The organism is Okeania sp. SIO3I5, from assembly GCF_010672085.1.
Classification (GTDB): Bacteria; Cyanobacteriota; Cyanobacteriia; order Cyanobacteriales; family Microcoleaceae; genus Trichodesmium.
Genome location: NZ_JAAHHT010000102.1, coordinates 13,339 through 30,852 on the forward strand (window position 1 = coordinate 13,339; position 17,514 = coordinate 30,852).

12 protein-coding genes are annotated in these 17,514 nt (G+C 33.7%); 5 read left to right on the forward strand and 7 right to left on the reverse strand.

Annotated elements, in window-relative coordinates; translation table 11 throughout:
• Nucleotides 1-1,689: ABC transporter substrate-binding protein (locus F6K40_RS21685; RefSeq protein WP_293139180.1), on the reverse strand; the 1,689-nt coding region annotated here is incomplete at its 3' end.
• A 776-nt stretch (nt 1,690-2,465) separates the two neighbouring features.
• Between F6K40_RS21685 and F6K40_RS21690 the strand changes: the two genes are divergently transcribed.
• From F6K40_RS21690 to F6K40_RS21700, 3 genes are all read left to right on the forward strand, one after another.
• Nucleotides 2,466-3,002 (forward strand): methanogen output domain 1-containing protein, encoded by a 537-nt coding sequence (locus F6K40_RS21690; RefSeq protein ID WP_293139181.1) that lies wholly within the window; start codon nt 2,466-2,468, stop codon nt 3,000-3,002.
• A gap of 490 nt (nt 3,003-3,492) precedes the next feature.
• Nucleotides 3,493-4,794, forward strand: coding sequence for an ATP-binding protein (locus F6K40_RS21695; protein ID WP_293139182.1), 1,302 nt, complete (start codon nt 3,493-3,495; stop codon nt 4,792-4,794).
• Nucleotides 4,795-5,259: 465 nt separating this feature from the next.
• Complete coding sequence (locus F6K40_RS21700; protein WP_293139183.1) at nt 5,260-5,931, forward strand: DUF938 domain-containing protein; 672 nt, start codon at nt 5,260-5,262, stop codon at nt 5,929-5,931.
• Nucleotides 5,932-6,120: 189 nt separating this feature from the next.
• On the opposite strand, the gene F6K40_RS21705 is transcribed toward F6K40_RS21700, so the two are convergent.
• Together F6K40_RS21705 and murG are read right to left on the reverse strand one after the other, a co-directional pair.
• Complete coding sequence (locus tag F6K40_RS21705; RefSeq protein ID WP_293139184.1) at nt 6,121-8,175, reverse strand: mechanosensitive ion channel domain-containing protein; 2,055 nt, start codon at nt 8,173-8,175, stop codon at nt 6,121-6,123.
• Between the two features lie 476 nt (nt 8,176-8,651).
• The gene (gene murG / locus F6K40_RS21710; RefSeq protein WP_293139185.1) at nt 8,652-9,716 is read right to left on the reverse strand and encodes an undecaprenyldiphospho-muramoylpentapeptide beta-N-acetylglucosaminyltransferase; all 1,065 of its coding nucleotides are present in this window, start codon (nt 9,714-9,716) and stop codon (nt 8,652-8,654) included.
• A 536-nt stretch (nt 9,717-10,252) separates the two neighbouring features.
• On the opposite strand from murG, the gene F6K40_RS21715 reads away from it, so the two are divergent.
• The gene (locus F6K40_RS21715; RefSeq protein WP_293139186.1) at nt 10,253-11,095 is read left to right on the forward strand and encodes a Cif family virulence factor; all 843 of its coding nucleotides are present in this window, start codon (nt 10,253-10,255) and stop codon (nt 11,093-11,095) included.
• Here the strand turns inward: F6K40_RS21715 and F6K40_RS21720 are convergent.
• Nucleotides 11,082-11,237, reverse strand: coding sequence for a hypothetical protein (locus tag F6K40_RS21720; protein ID WP_293139187.1), 156 nt, complete (start codon nt 11,235-11,237; stop codon nt 11,082-11,084). The genes F6K40_RS21715 and F6K40_RS21720 overlap by 14 nt on opposite strands.
• Before the next feature lie 671 nt (nt 11,238-11,908).
• Between F6K40_RS21720 and F6K40_RS21725 the strand changes: the two genes are divergently transcribed.
• Nucleotides 11,909-12,706: an SDR family oxidoreductase gene (locus F6K40_RS21725; RefSeq protein ID WP_293139188.1), complete on the forward strand. Its 798-nt coding sequence runs from the start codon at nt 11,909-11,911 to the stop codon at nt 12,704-12,706.
• Between the two features lie 1,281 nt (nt 12,707-13,987).
• Here F6K40_RS21725 and F6K40_RS21730 read toward each other — a convergent pair.
• From F6K40_RS21730 to F6K40_RS21740, 3 genes are all read right to left on the reverse strand, one after another.
• Entirely contained in the window at nt 13,988-14,827 is an 840-nt protein-coding gene (locus tag F6K40_RS21730) for a hypothetical protein (RefSeq protein WP_293139189.1), read from the reverse strand.
• Nucleotides 14,828-15,262: 435 nt separating this feature from the next.
• The gene (locus F6K40_RS21735) at nt 15,263-15,805 is read right to left on the reverse strand and encodes a cupin domain-containing protein (protein ID WP_293139190.1); all 543 of its coding nucleotides are present in this window, start codon (nt 15,803-15,805) and stop codon (nt 15,263-15,265) included.
• Between the two features lie 1,314 nt (nt 15,806-17,119).
• Nucleotides 17,120-17,514 (reverse strand): bifunctional cobalt-precorrin-7 (C(5))-methyltransferase/cobalt-precorrin-6B (C(15))-methyltransferase (locus F6K40_RS21740; RefSeq protein ID WP_375340587.1); only part of this gene is annotated, 395 nt, incomplete at its 5' end.

The window sequence follows — 17,514 nt, forward strand, 5'->3', positions numbered from 1 at the left end:
AGCAACAATTTGTTGAAATTCTCCGTAAATTTCCCGGCGTTTATTTTCATCTACTGTCTGATATCCAGCAATAAATAAACGGTCAATTTCTTTTTCCCAATCAGAAACTTGCCAATTTTTCATTGGTGGTTCGCCTGGTTTAGAACCTAAATTAAACTGATGAAATGAACCATTACTTGACCAAAATAGGGAAAGTAAATTTGGTTCAAAGTCAGCACCAGGAACACCAAAAGATCCGACATAACATTCCCAATCTCGACTAGATAATAGCTTGCGTAAAACAGTGTTGAAGTTGAGTACCTGGAAATTTGCTTGAATCCCAATATGACTTAAATCTTCTTTGATTCTAACTGCTGTATCTATGCGTAATTTGTCTTCAGATTTTACTAAAATTGTAAATTCGACTCGGTTGCCATCTTTATCTAATAATTCATTAGTATCGTTATATTGAAAACCAGCATCTAACAATAATTGTTTTGCCTTTTCAGGGTTATACTCATAGACTTTTAATCCTGCTTCTGGAGATAAATAATAGGGACTTTGCACTCCCAGAGCCGAATGTTGTATTTCCCCTAAACCGCGATAAATATTGTTATTAATTTCTTGGCGATTAATAGCATATGCAACTGCTTGTCGAAATGCTAAATTATTAAACCAACGAGACTTAATTGGGTTTAAAAAAGGTTTACCTTGAGAATTTATTCCTTGATTAAGATTAAAACCAACAAATTGATAACCAAGCTGAGGGCCGCCATTATAAATCTTATATTTGCCTCGTTTTTCTTCTCGCTTAAGTAATTGAAATGCTTCAGCATCTACTCTAATACTATCTAATTCCCCTGAACGAAATCTCAGCAATTGATTGTCAGTTGATGGAATAATTTGGATGATAATTCTATCGATATAGGGGAGAGAATTCCCTGCCAAATCGGAACGCCAATAGAAGGGATTTTTCTGTAAAACTATTCTTTGGGAAGGGATATAATTTTCAAGCCTAAATGCACCATTGCTAATAATTTTTCGTGGTTCTGTATTTGTGTTCCAGGTCGATAAAAATAGAGGTTTACCATCAGCATCAGTTGACAAAATAGTATCCCGCAAAGCATGATCTGGTAAAATTTTTAATCTTCCTATGTATCTGAGAAATGGTGCAAATGGTTCGGGCAAAATAAATTCTACTCTTCGTCGATCTATTTTTTTTACTAATGGAAAAGCACCACTACTACCAATTCTTACAAAGTCTCTGTAAACAGTAGGAATTTTTGGGTTGAGATAAATATCTTGATAGGTAAATACAACATCATCAGCAGTAAGAGGTTCTCCATCAGACCATTTTAATTCTGACCGTAAGGTAAAGATAATTCGCTTTTTATCTTCAGAAAAAATCCAAGATTCTGCCAAGGCAGGTTCTAGTTCTCCATTCAAACCATTTTCTGATATTAATCCTTCGTAAATAAATCTAAAAATTCCATAGGGAGAACGAGATATGGGATAGTTAAAAGTAGGTGGCGGACTAGGGTTAACTAATACTAATTTTGAGTTATTATTATTTTGAGAATTTAACAATTTTGGGCTACAACCACTTGTCAAAATTAATAAAAAAGATAAGACAACTCCTACTAAAAAATGTCTTACTCTATAAATAGTAAACCGATGAATATTTTGATTTTTGTTTTGACTTTCTAGCATTGGCAAAAATTACTAGGTTATTTCAGTTATCAGTTAGGGGCATGACAATTATTAGTCGGTTAGTATAGATTTTTCGTACGGACGTTTTGCTGACGCTTTCGCTCCGCTAACGCTACGCGACATGGAAAGCGCAGCATTCCGTAAGGAAAACGCATTAATGCTCAAGCAACGTCCCTACTTCTCCCCACACCTCCCACACGAACCAACTTCCCCACCCAATCAGATATAGCATTCATGCATGAGAAATAGTATTAAGTGCTCTCTATTCCCTATTCTCTCTTCTCTGGATATGTCTATTAAAGATACTTTTAACCAACTCCTTAGCGCCCGATTTTACCAGCAAATAAAACTATGTTTGGTCAATATTTTTTCGCAATAAATCCCCCTTCGCGCACCAGATTTACTATCATACCAATTAGTTGTACTGTAGAGCAACCTTAATACCAGGCACTATGAATGTTTCTTAAAAAGCATAATTTTGCTCAGACAAATCTCTCTTAATCATTTGTAATATCAAATTTGGTAGTATCAGTATAATTTTTCAGGAAAACCGAGTCAGGAGTCAGGGCACAAGAAAAACTTGAAATATTTGGCAATTAGGTTGCTCGGACATTTGTTCCAACCATATTAAATACATATAATATAACATTTTTTTATAAAAAAAGTATAAGAAATTAACACCTTACTTCTAGTATTATCAAAAAGTATTGTAGTCTACAGATAAATACAGCTATAGTGATAATAGAAAAATTAGAAAAATCTTAATTATCTTGATTATGAGTTTATCTCAAGATGTTGAACAACGTATTTCTCAGCTTGATATCACCCTTGAACGAGATGTATTTATCCGAACATTAATTCGAGAACTGTCAGGAACATTACAGGAGGTTGTCGGATTAGAAGAAGCGGCAGGTTTTATTAGCGTTGTAGGTCAAGCTATGGGAGACCAAATTAATGCTACTTATAAATCTGCACTGGAAGTGTCTAACTTATCCAAAGAACAAGTTGCTCAAGTATTAGTAGATTTGAAAAAAAGAATTCAAGGAGATTTTTACATAATTGAGCAAGATGATGAAAAAATTGTTTTTGGTAACCGAGTTTGTCCCTTTGCTGAAAAAGTTATTGACCGTCCTTCCATGTGTATGATGACTTCTAATGTTTTTGGTTCAATTGCCGCAAATAATTTAGGATATGCTAAAGTTGAGCTGCAAGAAACAATTGCAGAAGGGGCTGAGAGTTGTCGGGTAGTAGTTTATTTAAAATTAACAGAAGATGCAGAAGAAGCGGAGGGAAGAGAATACTTTAAAGGATAAAACATAATTTATTATATTTATATTATGTCCCTTTAATTAGCAATAGAAAGAACCCCCGTTTTGTTTACCTATTTCATATCCCGTAGCGAAACAAAAACTTTATTCAACAATTCTACTTTTATCTTCTTTTTTCCTTCTTAATACCTTCTTTCTTATTTCCCCAGACCTAATTATTTATCACTGTTCAAGCAGACATAATATTAGATAATGTCCGGCTGAATAGTGATAATTAGAAACTCTCGTAGTAGAGCTTGAGCAATAAAATAGATATTTCAGTTGCTCAAGTCCAACTACAAACAAAAACTTTTTTATAACTAATTATCCGGACATAATATTACTCACTAACCTGAAAAAGTATAAATTATCCTTTTGATTTAGCAACGCCTAGTTTTCAGGTTAGTTGAAGACTTTTAAGCTTGTCTGAATTATGCAATAAAAGTCCTCCGGAAAGTGGGAACCTTGAAACCGGATTTTTTGTAAAGTGTAAAACATGACCCCTGAACAGTTTAGCGAATTAGCTAGAGTCTTACCTGAACCCTCTATATTTCTCAATTCAACAGGTGAAATTCTCGCCATAAATAAGCCAGCTAGTTCCCTGTTTGAGTTACCTAGTAAAGAGTTGAAAGGAAAAAAGCTTTCTGAATTTCTCACCGACAATAAAAAAAATGTGATGAAATATTTGCAAGCTTGTTCAAAAAGTCGGAAAATGGTTATAGGTTCCCTGACAATTCGCACATCTGCTGGAGATATAGTTGTTTGTCGTTCAGAAGGAGCTGTGATTCAACCAAAGCAACTTAAATCACCAGCTCAACTCATTTTACGTCTGGAAAAAAAGAGTAAAGCTAATAATAACTTTATTTTATTAAATCAAAAAATTCAGGAATTAAATACACAAGTCAAATTAAAGTTAACCTTACAGGAGTTACAAGAAACTCAAATTCAGTTAGTTCAGAAAGAGAAACTTTCAGCTTTAGGAAAAGTAGCAGCTGGAATTGCTCATGAAATTAATAACCCAGTGAACTTTATCCATGGGAACTTGAAACCAGCTCAAGAATATGCCCAACATTTATTAGAATTAATTCAATTATATCAGCAATACTATCCAGATCCACCTCAAGAAATTAAAGAGGAAATTGAGGAGATTGATTTAGAATTTATCATCGAAGATATAACAAAATTGCTTCAATCAATAAGTATAGGAACAGAAAGAATTCGTGAACTTGTTAAATCAATGCGAACCTTTTCCCGCTTAGATGAAACAGAGATTAAGTATATAGATATTCACGAAGCTTTAGATAGTAGCTTAATAATTCTCAACCATCGCTTGAATACTACACCTAATTCTCCAAATATTGAAGTGATTAAGAATTACGGACAATTGCCGAAAATACAATGTTATTGTGGGCAAATCAACCAAGTATTTATGAATATTCTCAGCAATGCTATTGATGCGTTGAATGAATATCAAGAAAAAAATATTCGGGAAATTCAGACAAATTCGCCTCAAATCAAAATACAAACAGAAGTATTCAATTTGGATTGGATTAGTATCCGAATTATAGATAATGGTCCAGGAATAAAAGAAGAAATCAAGCCAAAACTATTTGACCCTTTTTTTACAACGAAAGAAGTTGGCAAAGGCACAGGATTAGGTTTATCAATTAGCCATGATATTATTACAGAAAAACATGGTGGAAAAATCTTTTGTGACTCCACATTAGGATATGGAACAGAGTTTGTGATTCAAATTCCAATGAAATTGGCAATAAGATACTCTCGATCAAAAAAATAATCTGAATACTCACAAGGTATAAAATCTAAGATGATCAGGACATGACATAAGATAAAATCTAGTAGGATCGGTATAAAAAAAGCCGAGAAACCGGGTTTATTAAATACCCCATCATACGAATATCTACTTCCCATAAACCCGGTTTCTGATAACACTCCAGGGGCAAGCGGATTTGGTATAATGAGGAGAAAATTTTTTTGTTTCCTTTTTCCTGCGCGACATGAAACGCGACATAAAATGGAGTTTTATCGTTAATTAAGTGAACATGATATAATCAGGTGTTGAAAGTTCATTGTTTATCTTTATTGTAGGAGGACTTTTCTCAATAATTATACAAAATATAAGATAATTTGATTGAATATTGGTACTATTAGTTTGTAATATCAATAAAAGAAAATTCCATAAAGTTTGGTCTAGAAACTTTTGAATTTTGTAAATTTATATAGATAGTTAGAGAAAATATTTATGAATCAGGAAAAACCACCTTTAGACCCTCATCCTTTAAGCGAATATGTAGCGTGGGCAGGAGCACGTAATCGCGAACCAATCTTGAATGTTTTAAAGGAAAAATTGCCCAAGGAACCAGGTGTGATTCTAGAAATTGCTAGTGGTAGTGGAATGCACATTAATTATTTTGCACCTCATTTTAAGCACCTATTTTTTCAGCCATCAGAGCAAGATACAGAAGTTTTTGATAATATCAAAAGTATCTCAAAAGAACTTGGGAACGATAATGTTTATGCTCCTTTATATATTGATTTAACTAAACCTGAAACATGGGTAAATTTAGATAAAAAAAATGCTTATTCTGCTATTTTTTGTATCAATATTTTCCAAGTTGCACCGATATCTATTGCTGATGGGATGATGGAGTGTGCCACACAGTTACTGAATGAGAATGGGTTTTTACTAATTTATGGTCCTTTTCAAATTGATGGGAAATTTAATAGTGAATCAAATAAACAGTTTAATGAAACTTTAAATTCAACAGGAGTTTCTGAATGGGGATTAAAAGATGTTTCTGATTTGAAAAAAGCGGCAGAACGCTATGATTTAGAACTCCAAGAAAAAATTGATATGCCTTCTAATAATTTTTCTTTGATATTTGCTAGAAAGTCTTCAATAATTAATAATTAACAATTAATAATTATTAATTATTAAAAAGAAGAGGATTGGTTAAAAGGAATTTTTTGTTTTTTTTCTCCTTGAAATGAGAGGCTTTTAACCTGAATTTTTCGGTAAGTCTAAAATGAGTAGAAAAGATAGCCATAATTTTTGGTGAAATTTTCTACATTCAATTTCTAGTTGACTAGAGAGGTCTGAACCTTAGTTTTCATCCTGATAAAAACGATAGAAAAGATAACCATTTTTAAAACCGTGTCTATCTACAACATGATGAATTAAACCACGATCAATTAATAATTGACCAAGAGCAATTGCTTGATTTAAGCTAAGTTTTTTAGTTTCCATTAACCACTTTACTGCCTCAGAACCAACAAAACATTTTGAGTAGGTCTCCCACCGATGTTGACGATCTTTAATTGAGACTCCATTTGGACTACGCATTTCTTCAATTAAGGTATCTATATCTATATCTATGTTTTTGTTGATTTGATTATTCAAAGAATCTTTAGTCAATACTTTGGCATCCTCCTCCTCATCTATATCTAACTGAGAAACATTATTTTCCAAGTTAAATTGAACACTATTAGGATAATAAAGTTCTACTTGAGGAGTCGAATTTTTCCCCATCCAAGTTTGAATCATTTGCTCTATTTCAGGGGATTTGATATGCAAATCTCTTTGAGGGAAAGGAATTTCAATCTTATATTTTCGTAGACTTGCTTCAATCCTATAATTTAAGTCACTTTTTAGTTTATATTGTTTCCGTGGTTCTCTAGTCCAAATCAATAAATCAAAATTTAGAGAACTATCACCAAATTCTTGAAACCAGAGTTGTGGAGAAGGATGTAATAATACTTCTGGATGACTTTTTGCTACTTCTAAAATAGCTTTTCTAACTAACTTAATATTGGAACCATAAGCGACACCTATCGGTATTTTCATCCGAGAAATAGGGTTGCCATGACTCCAATTTAAAACTTCATTTTCTATAAATCGAGAGTTAGGAACAATTAAAGAAACTTTGTCTAAAGTCGTAATGTAAGTGCTACGCAAACCTATTTTTTCAACAATTCCCACTAAATTTCCTACTTGAATAAAATCACCCAGTTGAATTGGTCGTTCAAAAACTAGAATAATACCACTTATAAAATTGTTAGCAATATTCTGGAGACCAAAACCGATACCGACACCAAGAACACTAGCAATAATAGCTAAAGAACTAATATCTATACCCCAAAGTTGTAGGATAATTAGTATACCTAAAAAAATTAACCCATATCTAGTTAAGAAACTGATGGTATCTTGAACACTCCGCTCTGCTCCTGTTAAACTAATAATTCTTGTTCTAAAGATTTTAATAAAGTACCCAACTCCTTTCCACATTCCAATGGTTAATCCAGTTAAAAGCACCACATCAACGATGGAAAGACCTTTGTTGCCTAAATTAAAAATAGGAGAAGTAAAACTTTCATTTAAAATCTCTAATAGTTGATTACGATAGTCGCGAGTAAATGGTATTAGATAGGTGATATAAAGGATGATTCCTATCCCTACTATTACTCTGATAAAAATTGCCATCAATGGCAAAATATTTGGTAAATAGTTGACAATTTGAGGATATTTTTCCTCACAAATTTTTGTGACTTGGAACTCAAACTTTCTTAAAAAGAATTCTAGGGCTAAACCTGCTAAAATTAAAATAATACTGATTAATAATATTTTCAAGAGGTTGGGAGACTTAGTTTCCTGTTTAGCTAATTTAAAACCTTCTTCAATGGTATCTTTCCAGATAATTGCTTGCTCTTGTCTGGTTATTCTTCCTTTGACATCTGCAGCAGTTACTGTTAGTAAATAGTTATTATTAATACGCAGAATTATTTGCTGGTTTTGCTTATCTATATTTACGTCTATAGATTTATCTGCTCTGAAGATATTTTCTAATTTTGAACTGATAATTTTTGCTCGTTTAGTAGGGGTCAAATTTTGCTCATTATGACCTGCTACTTCAAACAATTCTTTACCATTAAGTGTTACGGGAGCTGTTTCTAAATAATTATCAGTTGCTTGTCCCCAGACTGGTACTATAAAAAATAGTAAAGGTATTAAAGAAGCAATGATTAATATTTTAACAAGTTGTCGAGTTTTGTTTTTTTTCTTGCGAGGAAAAATTAAGGGGTTATGTGTTGCTTCAAGATAATTTGCTGGTTCGCATTTTGCTATTTTTCTCAACTTTAGCCACAAATATTTATGCCACATAGTCACCCTCGAAAACTACTAATGAATGTTTAATTATCAACTATTTATTTATGCGGAAAAACTGACGTACTAAATTTGCTAAATTTTTAGCACTATATCTATATATTGAACTTAATTTATTTTATTTAGAAAGATTTTTCAGTTTCTAGGTTTCAATGATAAAATCATTCCTCGTCTATTAAAAATAGCTAACAAGAACAGTTTATTTTCAGGTCAGGTATCAAATATCAAGCATATAAATTCAGGAAAAAAGGAGCAGTGGAAAGAATATTTTAAACCAATTCACCCAGCAAGATTTGTCACCCTATTTTAGGATATTTTGATGCAACTGAATTATGAGAAAACCCAGACAAGTTGGCTTGATAGATAGTCAAAATCTTGCAAACATAATTGACCTTTAAAGTCAGAGTTCACACTTATTTATGTAACTTCTTATAACCAATGTCTTGATTAGCTTTTCCCTTGTTGATAATAATTTAATGACTCAAAAATTTATGAACTAAACTTGCTAATTTTTTAGCACTATCTTTTACTGCTAATTTTTCTGCTCCTACAGTCATTTTCTCTAACTTTTCTGATGATTTTAATAACTCCAAAACTTGAGTCTGGAGTTTTTCTACAGTCAATTCAGACTGAGTAAAAACTAAGGCAGCATTTTGATTAGAAAAAACCTTAGCATTATAAGCTTGATGATTATCAGCAGCATAAGGATAAGGAATTAAAATTGATGGTGTATGAGTAACTGCTAATTCTGTTAAACTACCTGCCCCCGCACGACTAATTACCAAATTAGCCCGCTGCAATAAACCTGCCATATTATTATAAAATGTCATGGGAAAATACTGGGGATATTCCAGACTAAAAGCATCTCGATCATTTTCCCCTGTTTGATGAATAATCCACGCTCCATTTTCTACCCATGCTGGAATACATTTTCTCACTAATTGGTTAACTGCTACTGCTCCTTGAGAACCCCCAATAACTGCAATTACAGGAACATTTTCTGGAATGGGTAAATCTAAGGATTGAGCAGATAAAAATTCTTCTCTTACAGGAGTACCCACATACACACTCTTCCCAGAAGGGAGATATTCTGCCCCTTTCTCAAACCCCACTGCCACAACACTACACAAACGACTAAACCAGCGAGTCACCTTTCCTGGCAAAACATTAGATTCGTGGAGTATTACTGGTAAACCTAGGGAACGAGCTGCAATAATTGCTGGAGCTGCTATATAACCACCAGTAGTCAATAATCCTTGAAATTGGCCATCTTTAAGTATATGTCTTACTCGCAGAATAGATCCAATAAGTCTACTTAAAATATTGAAGGTTCCCAGGCCCAATTTCTGTTGAAAGCCTTCAACTGATATAGTATGGAGAGGATACTGGGATGGTACTAACTTAGTTTCTAGACGGTTAGGAACTCCTAGCCATTCGATGTCATATTCTTTTAATTGATTGGCAGTGGCGATCGCTGGAAATAAATGTCCTCCAGTGCCACTTGCTGCGATTAACAATTTAACTGGTGTATTAGTCAAGGTTTCTGTCTCCCTGGTATTAGTAGAAATTAAGTCAAAAGTAAAAATTTAAAAATTAAAAGTTAAAAGTTAAAAGATAGAAAAATAGATAATTTCTGTATTTTAATTTATTTGACCAAAAAATAAACTTAATAGCCTTCCCTTTTCATGGGATGAAATAATTATTCGCGCCATGTATTTCAAGTCTTCTAATTCAGCAGTCTGCACTGATAACTGCTAATTGATATAGCAGTCGAAGCAAAGGTGAGGAAATTTAGAAATCCTGAAAACCTTTAATAGTCTCCTGTTCCCTGTTCCCTAGCGCGTAGCGCCATAACTGAAATGACTTTGAGTTTGGCAAAAATAGGACAAAGAGTTAAGGCCCTCCTTTTTTAAGTTATGCTTTATAAACATCTTTCTTAACATAAAATCTGACAAAGGCAATTAGCTAATACCTGTTTTGCTGCGGGACATGAATGCGCAGCATTCTGCAGGAAATGCTGATACTGGTTGTGAAAACCAGCAAATTTTCAACCAACAACTTTTATAGGTTAAAAATGACTATTTCTCAAATCCCATTTCGTCGGCAAAGCAAATTTTTGATGAAATTTAAGCAATTATCAATAACATTATCTAGTTCATTATTACTGGGTTTAACTGTTTTTTCAGGAATCATTTTTTTTCCTAATTTGACTTTAGCTCAAGGTAGGTATAAAACACCTGAAAAACTAACAGAACTCTTGGAAAAAATTGATCGAGCTGCCAGTCGTCAAGACTTAGAAGATGTGATGGATTTTTATAGTAATGATTTTACTAATTCTGATGGTTTAAATCGGGAAAATTTAGAAGCAGCTTTAGCAAATTTTTGGCAACTCTATAAATCAGTTAAATATCGGACAAAAGTTAAATCTTGGGAAACTGATGGTGATGCTATTGTGGCGGAAACTATCACTTATATTACTGGCGTCCAAGAAATGAGAGATAGAGATATAACTTTAAGGTCTACTATTACTTCTAAACAGCGTTATGAAGATGAAAAAATTGTTGAACAAGAAATTTTAGCCGAGCAGAATCACCTAACATCAGGAAAAAAACCACCCACTGTTAATATTAATTTGTCAACAGAGGTAGTAGTAGGTGAAAACTATAATTTTGATGTAATTGTTGAAGAACCTTTGGGCGAACAAATGATGTTAGGAACTGCTTTGGTAGAATCCATTGATGAAAATTCTTATAATTTTGAACCGACTAATTTTAAATTAGAAGTTTTATCTTCTGGCGGAATTTTTAAAATTGGTGAAGCTCCTGAAAATTCTCAGGATCGATGGTTATCAGCAGTTTTAATGCGAAAAGGAGGTATTAGTATTAGTACCTATCGTTTACGAGTTATTTCAGAATAAACAGGAAAGAAATAATATCATTAGACATCTCCAGAGAGGTGTGGGAGGTGTGGGAAGTGTGGGAGGTGTGGGAGGTGTGGGAGGTGTGGGAGGTGTGGGAGAAATAATTTTTCCTTGATTTTTCTGCCTCGCTCTGCCCCAAAGTCCTGACTTTATGCAGCTCTTTTCACCGAAAAACTGATACTTTTTCACGACTTAAAATAGCTAAAATCTTTAAGCTAAAACCTTTATCTGTAAATGCTTTTATATTTAATCAGCAGATCAATAATTGATGATTTATGGATAAGAATTGATTTGACTTTAAAAGAGGGAACAGGGAATAGGGAACAGGGAACAGGGAATAATAATTGATGATTTATGGATAAGAATTGATTTGACTTTAAAAGAGGGAACAGGGAACAGGGAACAGGGAACAGGGAATAATAATTGATGATTTATGGATAAGAATTGATTTGACTTTTTATTATTGGAAATGTCTATTTGTAAGCTTTCAGCTATTAGCATTCAGCTCTCAGCTTTTGAAGCTAATAACTTACTAAAGTTAGCTGATGAACTTTTTATTAATAACTTTTAATTCTCCTTGGAGACTAATTGATCCGGAAAAACAGGATGACTTAATGCTGATAGCTAACTGCTGAATACTTCCGTCAAATAAACTTAAGTCTGCAACTTCTCTGTTTAGCAGCGTGATATGTTTGCGGAGCATTCCTTCAGGAAAAAGCGTAGCTCCTCCGCAGGAGACAAGAGGTTAGCTGATAACTGAATATTTACATAAAAAATCAGAAAAAATAACAAAATTTTATTGTAGTAAAAATGATTTCTGTTGAAGATAAAATAGTTTTAATTACAGGTGCAAGTAGTGGTATTGGAGAATCTTGTGGAAAGATATTTGCTCAATCAGGAGCTAAACTAATTTTAGTTGCTCGTCGCCAAGAAAAACTAGAAAAACTTGCTGAAGAATTAACTCAAAAATTCCAGACTAAAACTTATTTATTAAAGTTAGATGTACGCGATCGCCAAGCAGTTGAATCAGCAATAAATTCTTTACCTGAATCTTGGAAAGATATTGATATTTTGATTAATAATGCTGGTTTAAGTCGAGGTTTAGATAAACTCCATCTCGGCGACTTCAACGATTGGGAAGAAATGATTGATACTAATATTAAAGGGTTACTATATATGACTCGTTATATAGTACCAGGAATGGTCAGTCGAGATGGGGGTCATGTAGTTAATATTGGTTCTATTGCTGGCCGTGGGGCATATCCTGGAGGTAATGTTTATTGTGCTTCTAAAGCGGCTGTTAGGGCCATTTCTGAGGGTTTAAAACAGGACTTATTAGGAACTCCGGTCCGAGTAACTGAAATTCAACCAGGTTTAGTAGAAACAGAATTTAGTGAAGTTAGGTTTCATGGGGATACAGAAAAGGCTAAGAATGTTTACAAAGACTTGACACCTTTAACAGGAGATGATATAGCAGATTTAGTATTTTTCTGTGTGACGCGATCGCCCCATGTCAATATTAGTGAACTATTGGTAGTGCCAACAGATCAAGCTAATGGAACAATGATTCATCGACATAATACGAGCAAAATAAAAGAGGAAAATTAAATTGATTATTTCCGGAATTAATTAAGCAAAATGGGAAAGAGAAAAGGTAGATACACCCTGATAATATTACCTCCGCCATTATTGGTGGAGGTTTTTTTTAGTTCAAAACAACAACTAGAAAATTAACTTGATTATTTCCGGAATTAATTAAGCAAAATGGGAAAGAGAAAAGGTAGATACACCCTGATAATATTACCTCCGCCGTTATTGGTGGAGGTTTTTTTGCTTCAAAATAACAATTGGAAAATTAAATTGATTATTTCCGGAATTAATTAAGCAAAATGGGAAAGAGAAAAGGTAGATACACCCTGATAATATTACCTCCGCCGTTATTGGTGGAGGTTTTTTTGCTTCAAAATAACAATTGGAAAATTAAATTGATTATTTCCGGAATTAATTAAGCAAAATGGGAAAGAGAAAAGGTAGATACACCCTGATAATATTACCTCCGCCGTTATTGGTGGAGGTTTTTTTTACTTCAAAACAACAATTGGAAAATTAAATTGATTATTCCCGGAGTTAATAGATAAATATAGGAAAGAGAAAAGGTAAATGCACCCTGATGATAACCTCCGCCGTTATTGGTGGAGGTTTTTTTTACTTCAAAACAACAATTGGAAAATTAAATTGATTATTCCCGGAGTTAATAGATAAATATAGGAAAGAGAAAAGGTAAATGCACCCTGATGATAACCTCCGCCATTATTGGTGGAGGTTTTTTTTACTTCAAAACAACAATTCAAAATAACAACTGGAAAATTAAATTGATTATTCCCGGAGTTAATAGATAAATATAGGAAAGAGAAAAGGTAAATGCACCCTGATGATAACCTCCGCCATTATTGGTGGGTTTTTTTTGCTTCAAAACAACAATTCAAAACAACAACTGGAAAATTAACTTGATTATTCCCGGAGTTAATACATAAACATAGGAAAGAGAAAAGGTAGATGCACCCTGATGATAACCTCCGCCATTATTGGTGGAGGTTTTTTTTACTTCAAAACAACAACTGGAAAATTAAATTGATTATTTCCGGAGCTAATACACAAATATGGGAAAGAGAAAAGGTAGATGCACCCTGATGATCACCTCCACCGTTATTGGTGGAGGTTTTTTTTGCTTCAAAACAACAACTGGAAAATTAACAGGACTTACGCACGCGAAACCGGGTTTTTAGGAGAAATCGTTGTTTTTAACAATAAATCGAAAAAACCCGGTTTATCGGTTCGCCTCCGTAAATCCTGAGACAAATAATTTGCTTTATTCCCTCTTCCTTCCCTTCAATATCTCTGCTCAACAACTCCAACTAAAGATTGTAAGTCAAAATGTCGATCACCTCCACTTAAACAAATACCTGCACTTACCACAGTCAAATCATTTTTATTAATAGCAGAAGTATGACGTTCCCCATTTCCACTTACCCATTCCACTTGCCAATAATTAGAGCGATCGCGAAAGTTTTGTAGCTCTCCCCCACCCATCGCTAATGCTTCTGTGAGTCTTTTTTCATCCTTTTGATGTTGCATTTTTTTCATAAATTCTTTCTTTTGTCGAGCTACTAAATCATAAACAGTTCTAGTTTCTGGAGTCATTCCTTTAAACTTAACTTCTTTGGGTGGCGTAATATTTTTAAATGCTTCCCGTAACTCTTCTGCTATTAAAGGATCGGCACGGCGATCTATATCTTCAAACCACCAATAAGCACCATCAAATCTAGCAATTATTTGCTCAAACATTACTCCTTCTGTTACTAGATGAACTGCCACAGGTTTAGCAAAACCAAATCGTTGTTGAGCATCAGATTCATTAATTGGATATGCTAACCATGTTTGCCCTTTCAATTGACAAGCAAGGAAGAATCTTAGAGGTTTCAAAAGTTGTAAATATTCTTCTAGCTGAGGCAAACTTGGTTCTTCTATAAATTTAGCTATCTTTTCATTTATTGGTTGAAATATTCCCCATCCTGCAAATTTTTTTGGTTGACTTTCAAAGGTATAAATCATTCCCGCTACTCGCGTTTTTACACGTCCGTTTTTAACGCAAGGCGCTAGAAATTGAATATTAGTTAGCTCTGCTTCCTGAATAGCTAATTGGTTTATTAATTTCCGAATATCTGTCATTTTTTTAAGGAATAAATTAGAAGGAAAAGGAAAGAAGGAATAAGAAGGGAATTCATAAATATTTTTACTCTTGTTTTCACTTAGCTTGTGCCTTTAATAAAGGCAGAAAGCAAAATCAAAAATAATAAAGTTAAAATTAAAGTAGTCCTTTTTAAGACTTATGAAATAGCTGTTTACCGGAATAATTAATAATTAAACAATTAAATAATTAGATAATTCAGGTTTAAAGCCTTCCCTTTCAAGGGGAAAAAAGCGATTGTTTGCGGAGCAGTCCGTAGGATGGGATGGATAGGTGACCTAACCATATCCAATCAACCAAGAGAAATAAATCTTTTCCTTTTAGTCAATCCTCTCCCTAAAAGGGAGAGGTAATTATCCATTATCCATTATCCATTATCCATTAATGAAGTAGCACAAATATGGAAAAACAACAAATCAATCTTCTTCCTTCTTCCTTCTACTATATAAATTTGTTTCTCCTTGTTTTCGTTTTGCTTGTGCTTTTAACATCCGTTCTTTTAAGATAGCATTTTTAGCAATTATATCTGGGTTATCTTGATACCAAGGTGGAATATCATCATAGTCAGGAATACCATCATCTATTAAATAACGAGAATTAGAATTTTGAGGATAACCTTGAGCTACTCCACCTGCACAAATAACAAATAAACCAGTTTCTCGATCTGCTTTAATTGCTCTTTTAGCTGTGGGAGAAACTCGCACTAAATCCCCGCGTTGTACTTCTATTAATTCTCCATCAATTAGAATTACGCCTTTTCCTGAAACAATAATATAAACTTCCTCTTGTTCCGCATGACTATGAGTAAATGTATAACCTTCATTAGGTGGTAAATTAATTAAACCAATACCTACACTTTGAAGGTTTAGTTTCCTATAAGGATTAGTTAAATATGGAAGATTATCAAAGTCAAAACTTGCTTTGGTAAAATTTTGATTATGGTTTTGGTTTAGAGTCATTACTCTAATTTTCTGGGTTGAATATTGAACAATGGAAACCATGGCAGAAGAATTTTTCTCTTCTCCACATTATTTATATGCTACTATTATAATACAAAATGATAATATCGCAACCTTGAGAAAAAAAATTGTCTAGCTCAATAACAGAAAAAAGGTCAGCTAGATAATATTTAAACACTCACGCGGAAAATTCATTGGATTATTTCCGGAGTTAATCAAGCAAAATGCGTAAAGAGAAAAGGTAGATGCACCCTGATGGATAACCTCCACTGTTATTGGTGGAGGTTTTTTTTAGGTATAGCGCTAGGGAACAGGGAACAGGGAACAGGGAACAGGGAACAGGGAACAGCAGACTTTTAAAGGCTTTCAGGATTTAGAAATGTCCTAACCTGAATGCGTAGTGCTATACAATTAGAAATCTTTCCAAAATTTGTCACAATTTATCTTAACGTTGGTTGAAGACCCGCGCTCTCCCGTAGGGGAGCGTCTTATGGGAAAACCAATCAATCTTGTGGTTTTACAGATAAGCATGTTAAAATGCAAGTGTTACTTAACCAAAAACCAAGGTTGAGACTACTATCACTTTTTAATCAAGTCGCCGAGGGGCACTGGTCGATTATTTATCGGACACGGAGGAAGCGTTAGACTGGCAAGCCAGCATTTTCCAGCGAGGTGTCAACCCGCCCTGAGTCATTTGTTCAGCTTAGTCTGTTTGAATGATGGATGGGAATCCCGCGCTGCAGGTCAGCGTCGGGAGGATGTCAAGTAAAAATATAATTATTGATACACCCTGATGGAGTAACCCGGCCTAAATTGGTTGGGTTTTCTTTTTCATTGAAAGTTGGCATTATATCATGTCCGGTTGAATAGTTATAAATAAGGAGGAGTCAGGAGTCAGGAGTCAGGAGTCAGGAGGGAAGAGAAGAGAGTTTGAATGTATAAGGAGGAGAAAGTTTTTTTATTACTAATTATCCGGACATGATATAATACAGTGCCCGGTTAAATAGTTATAATTAAAGCTTGTAGTAGGACTTTAATTATAACTATAGAAGTTGCTAGAGCAATACTACAAACAAAAACTTTTTTTAATCATTAATTATCCGAAAATAATATTAGTTATTAAAACTTACCGAATAATTAAGGTTTAAAGCCTCTCCTTTAAAGGAGAAACAAGAAAAAAATTTTCATGATTAGTCAATCCTATCCGTTTTAAAGGAGAGGTAATAATTAATAATTATTAATTGTTAAACCTACCTGATTTTTCAGCAATTAAAATCAAGATTCTACAGTTATTCAACAATGCCTTAAATTTTCTTAGGTTGTTCTACTAACGATCATAATTGTGACAGGATTAAGAGGATTAAAACGAGTTAAATTAGCTACAGGTATAGAACGAGATAACTGCACCTGCAAAAGACGATAACTCCAAGAGCGATCGCTCCTTTTTCTTTCCTCTACCCAACTTATAGCAGTATGCAAATTTTCCAAAGTTGTAAATGCTAAAACTATTATTCCTCCAGGTAGCATTCTAATCCCACAAACTCCCAGAATATTTCTAAGTTTACCACTATTACCTCCAATAAAAATTCTATGGGGAGGACGCAGGTGATGTAAAATTTCAGGAGCATCACCATGAATAGAAACTACATTTTTTACCTGAAAACGACGGCAATTTTCTTCAATTAAACCTGTTCCTGCTGAAGTTTTTA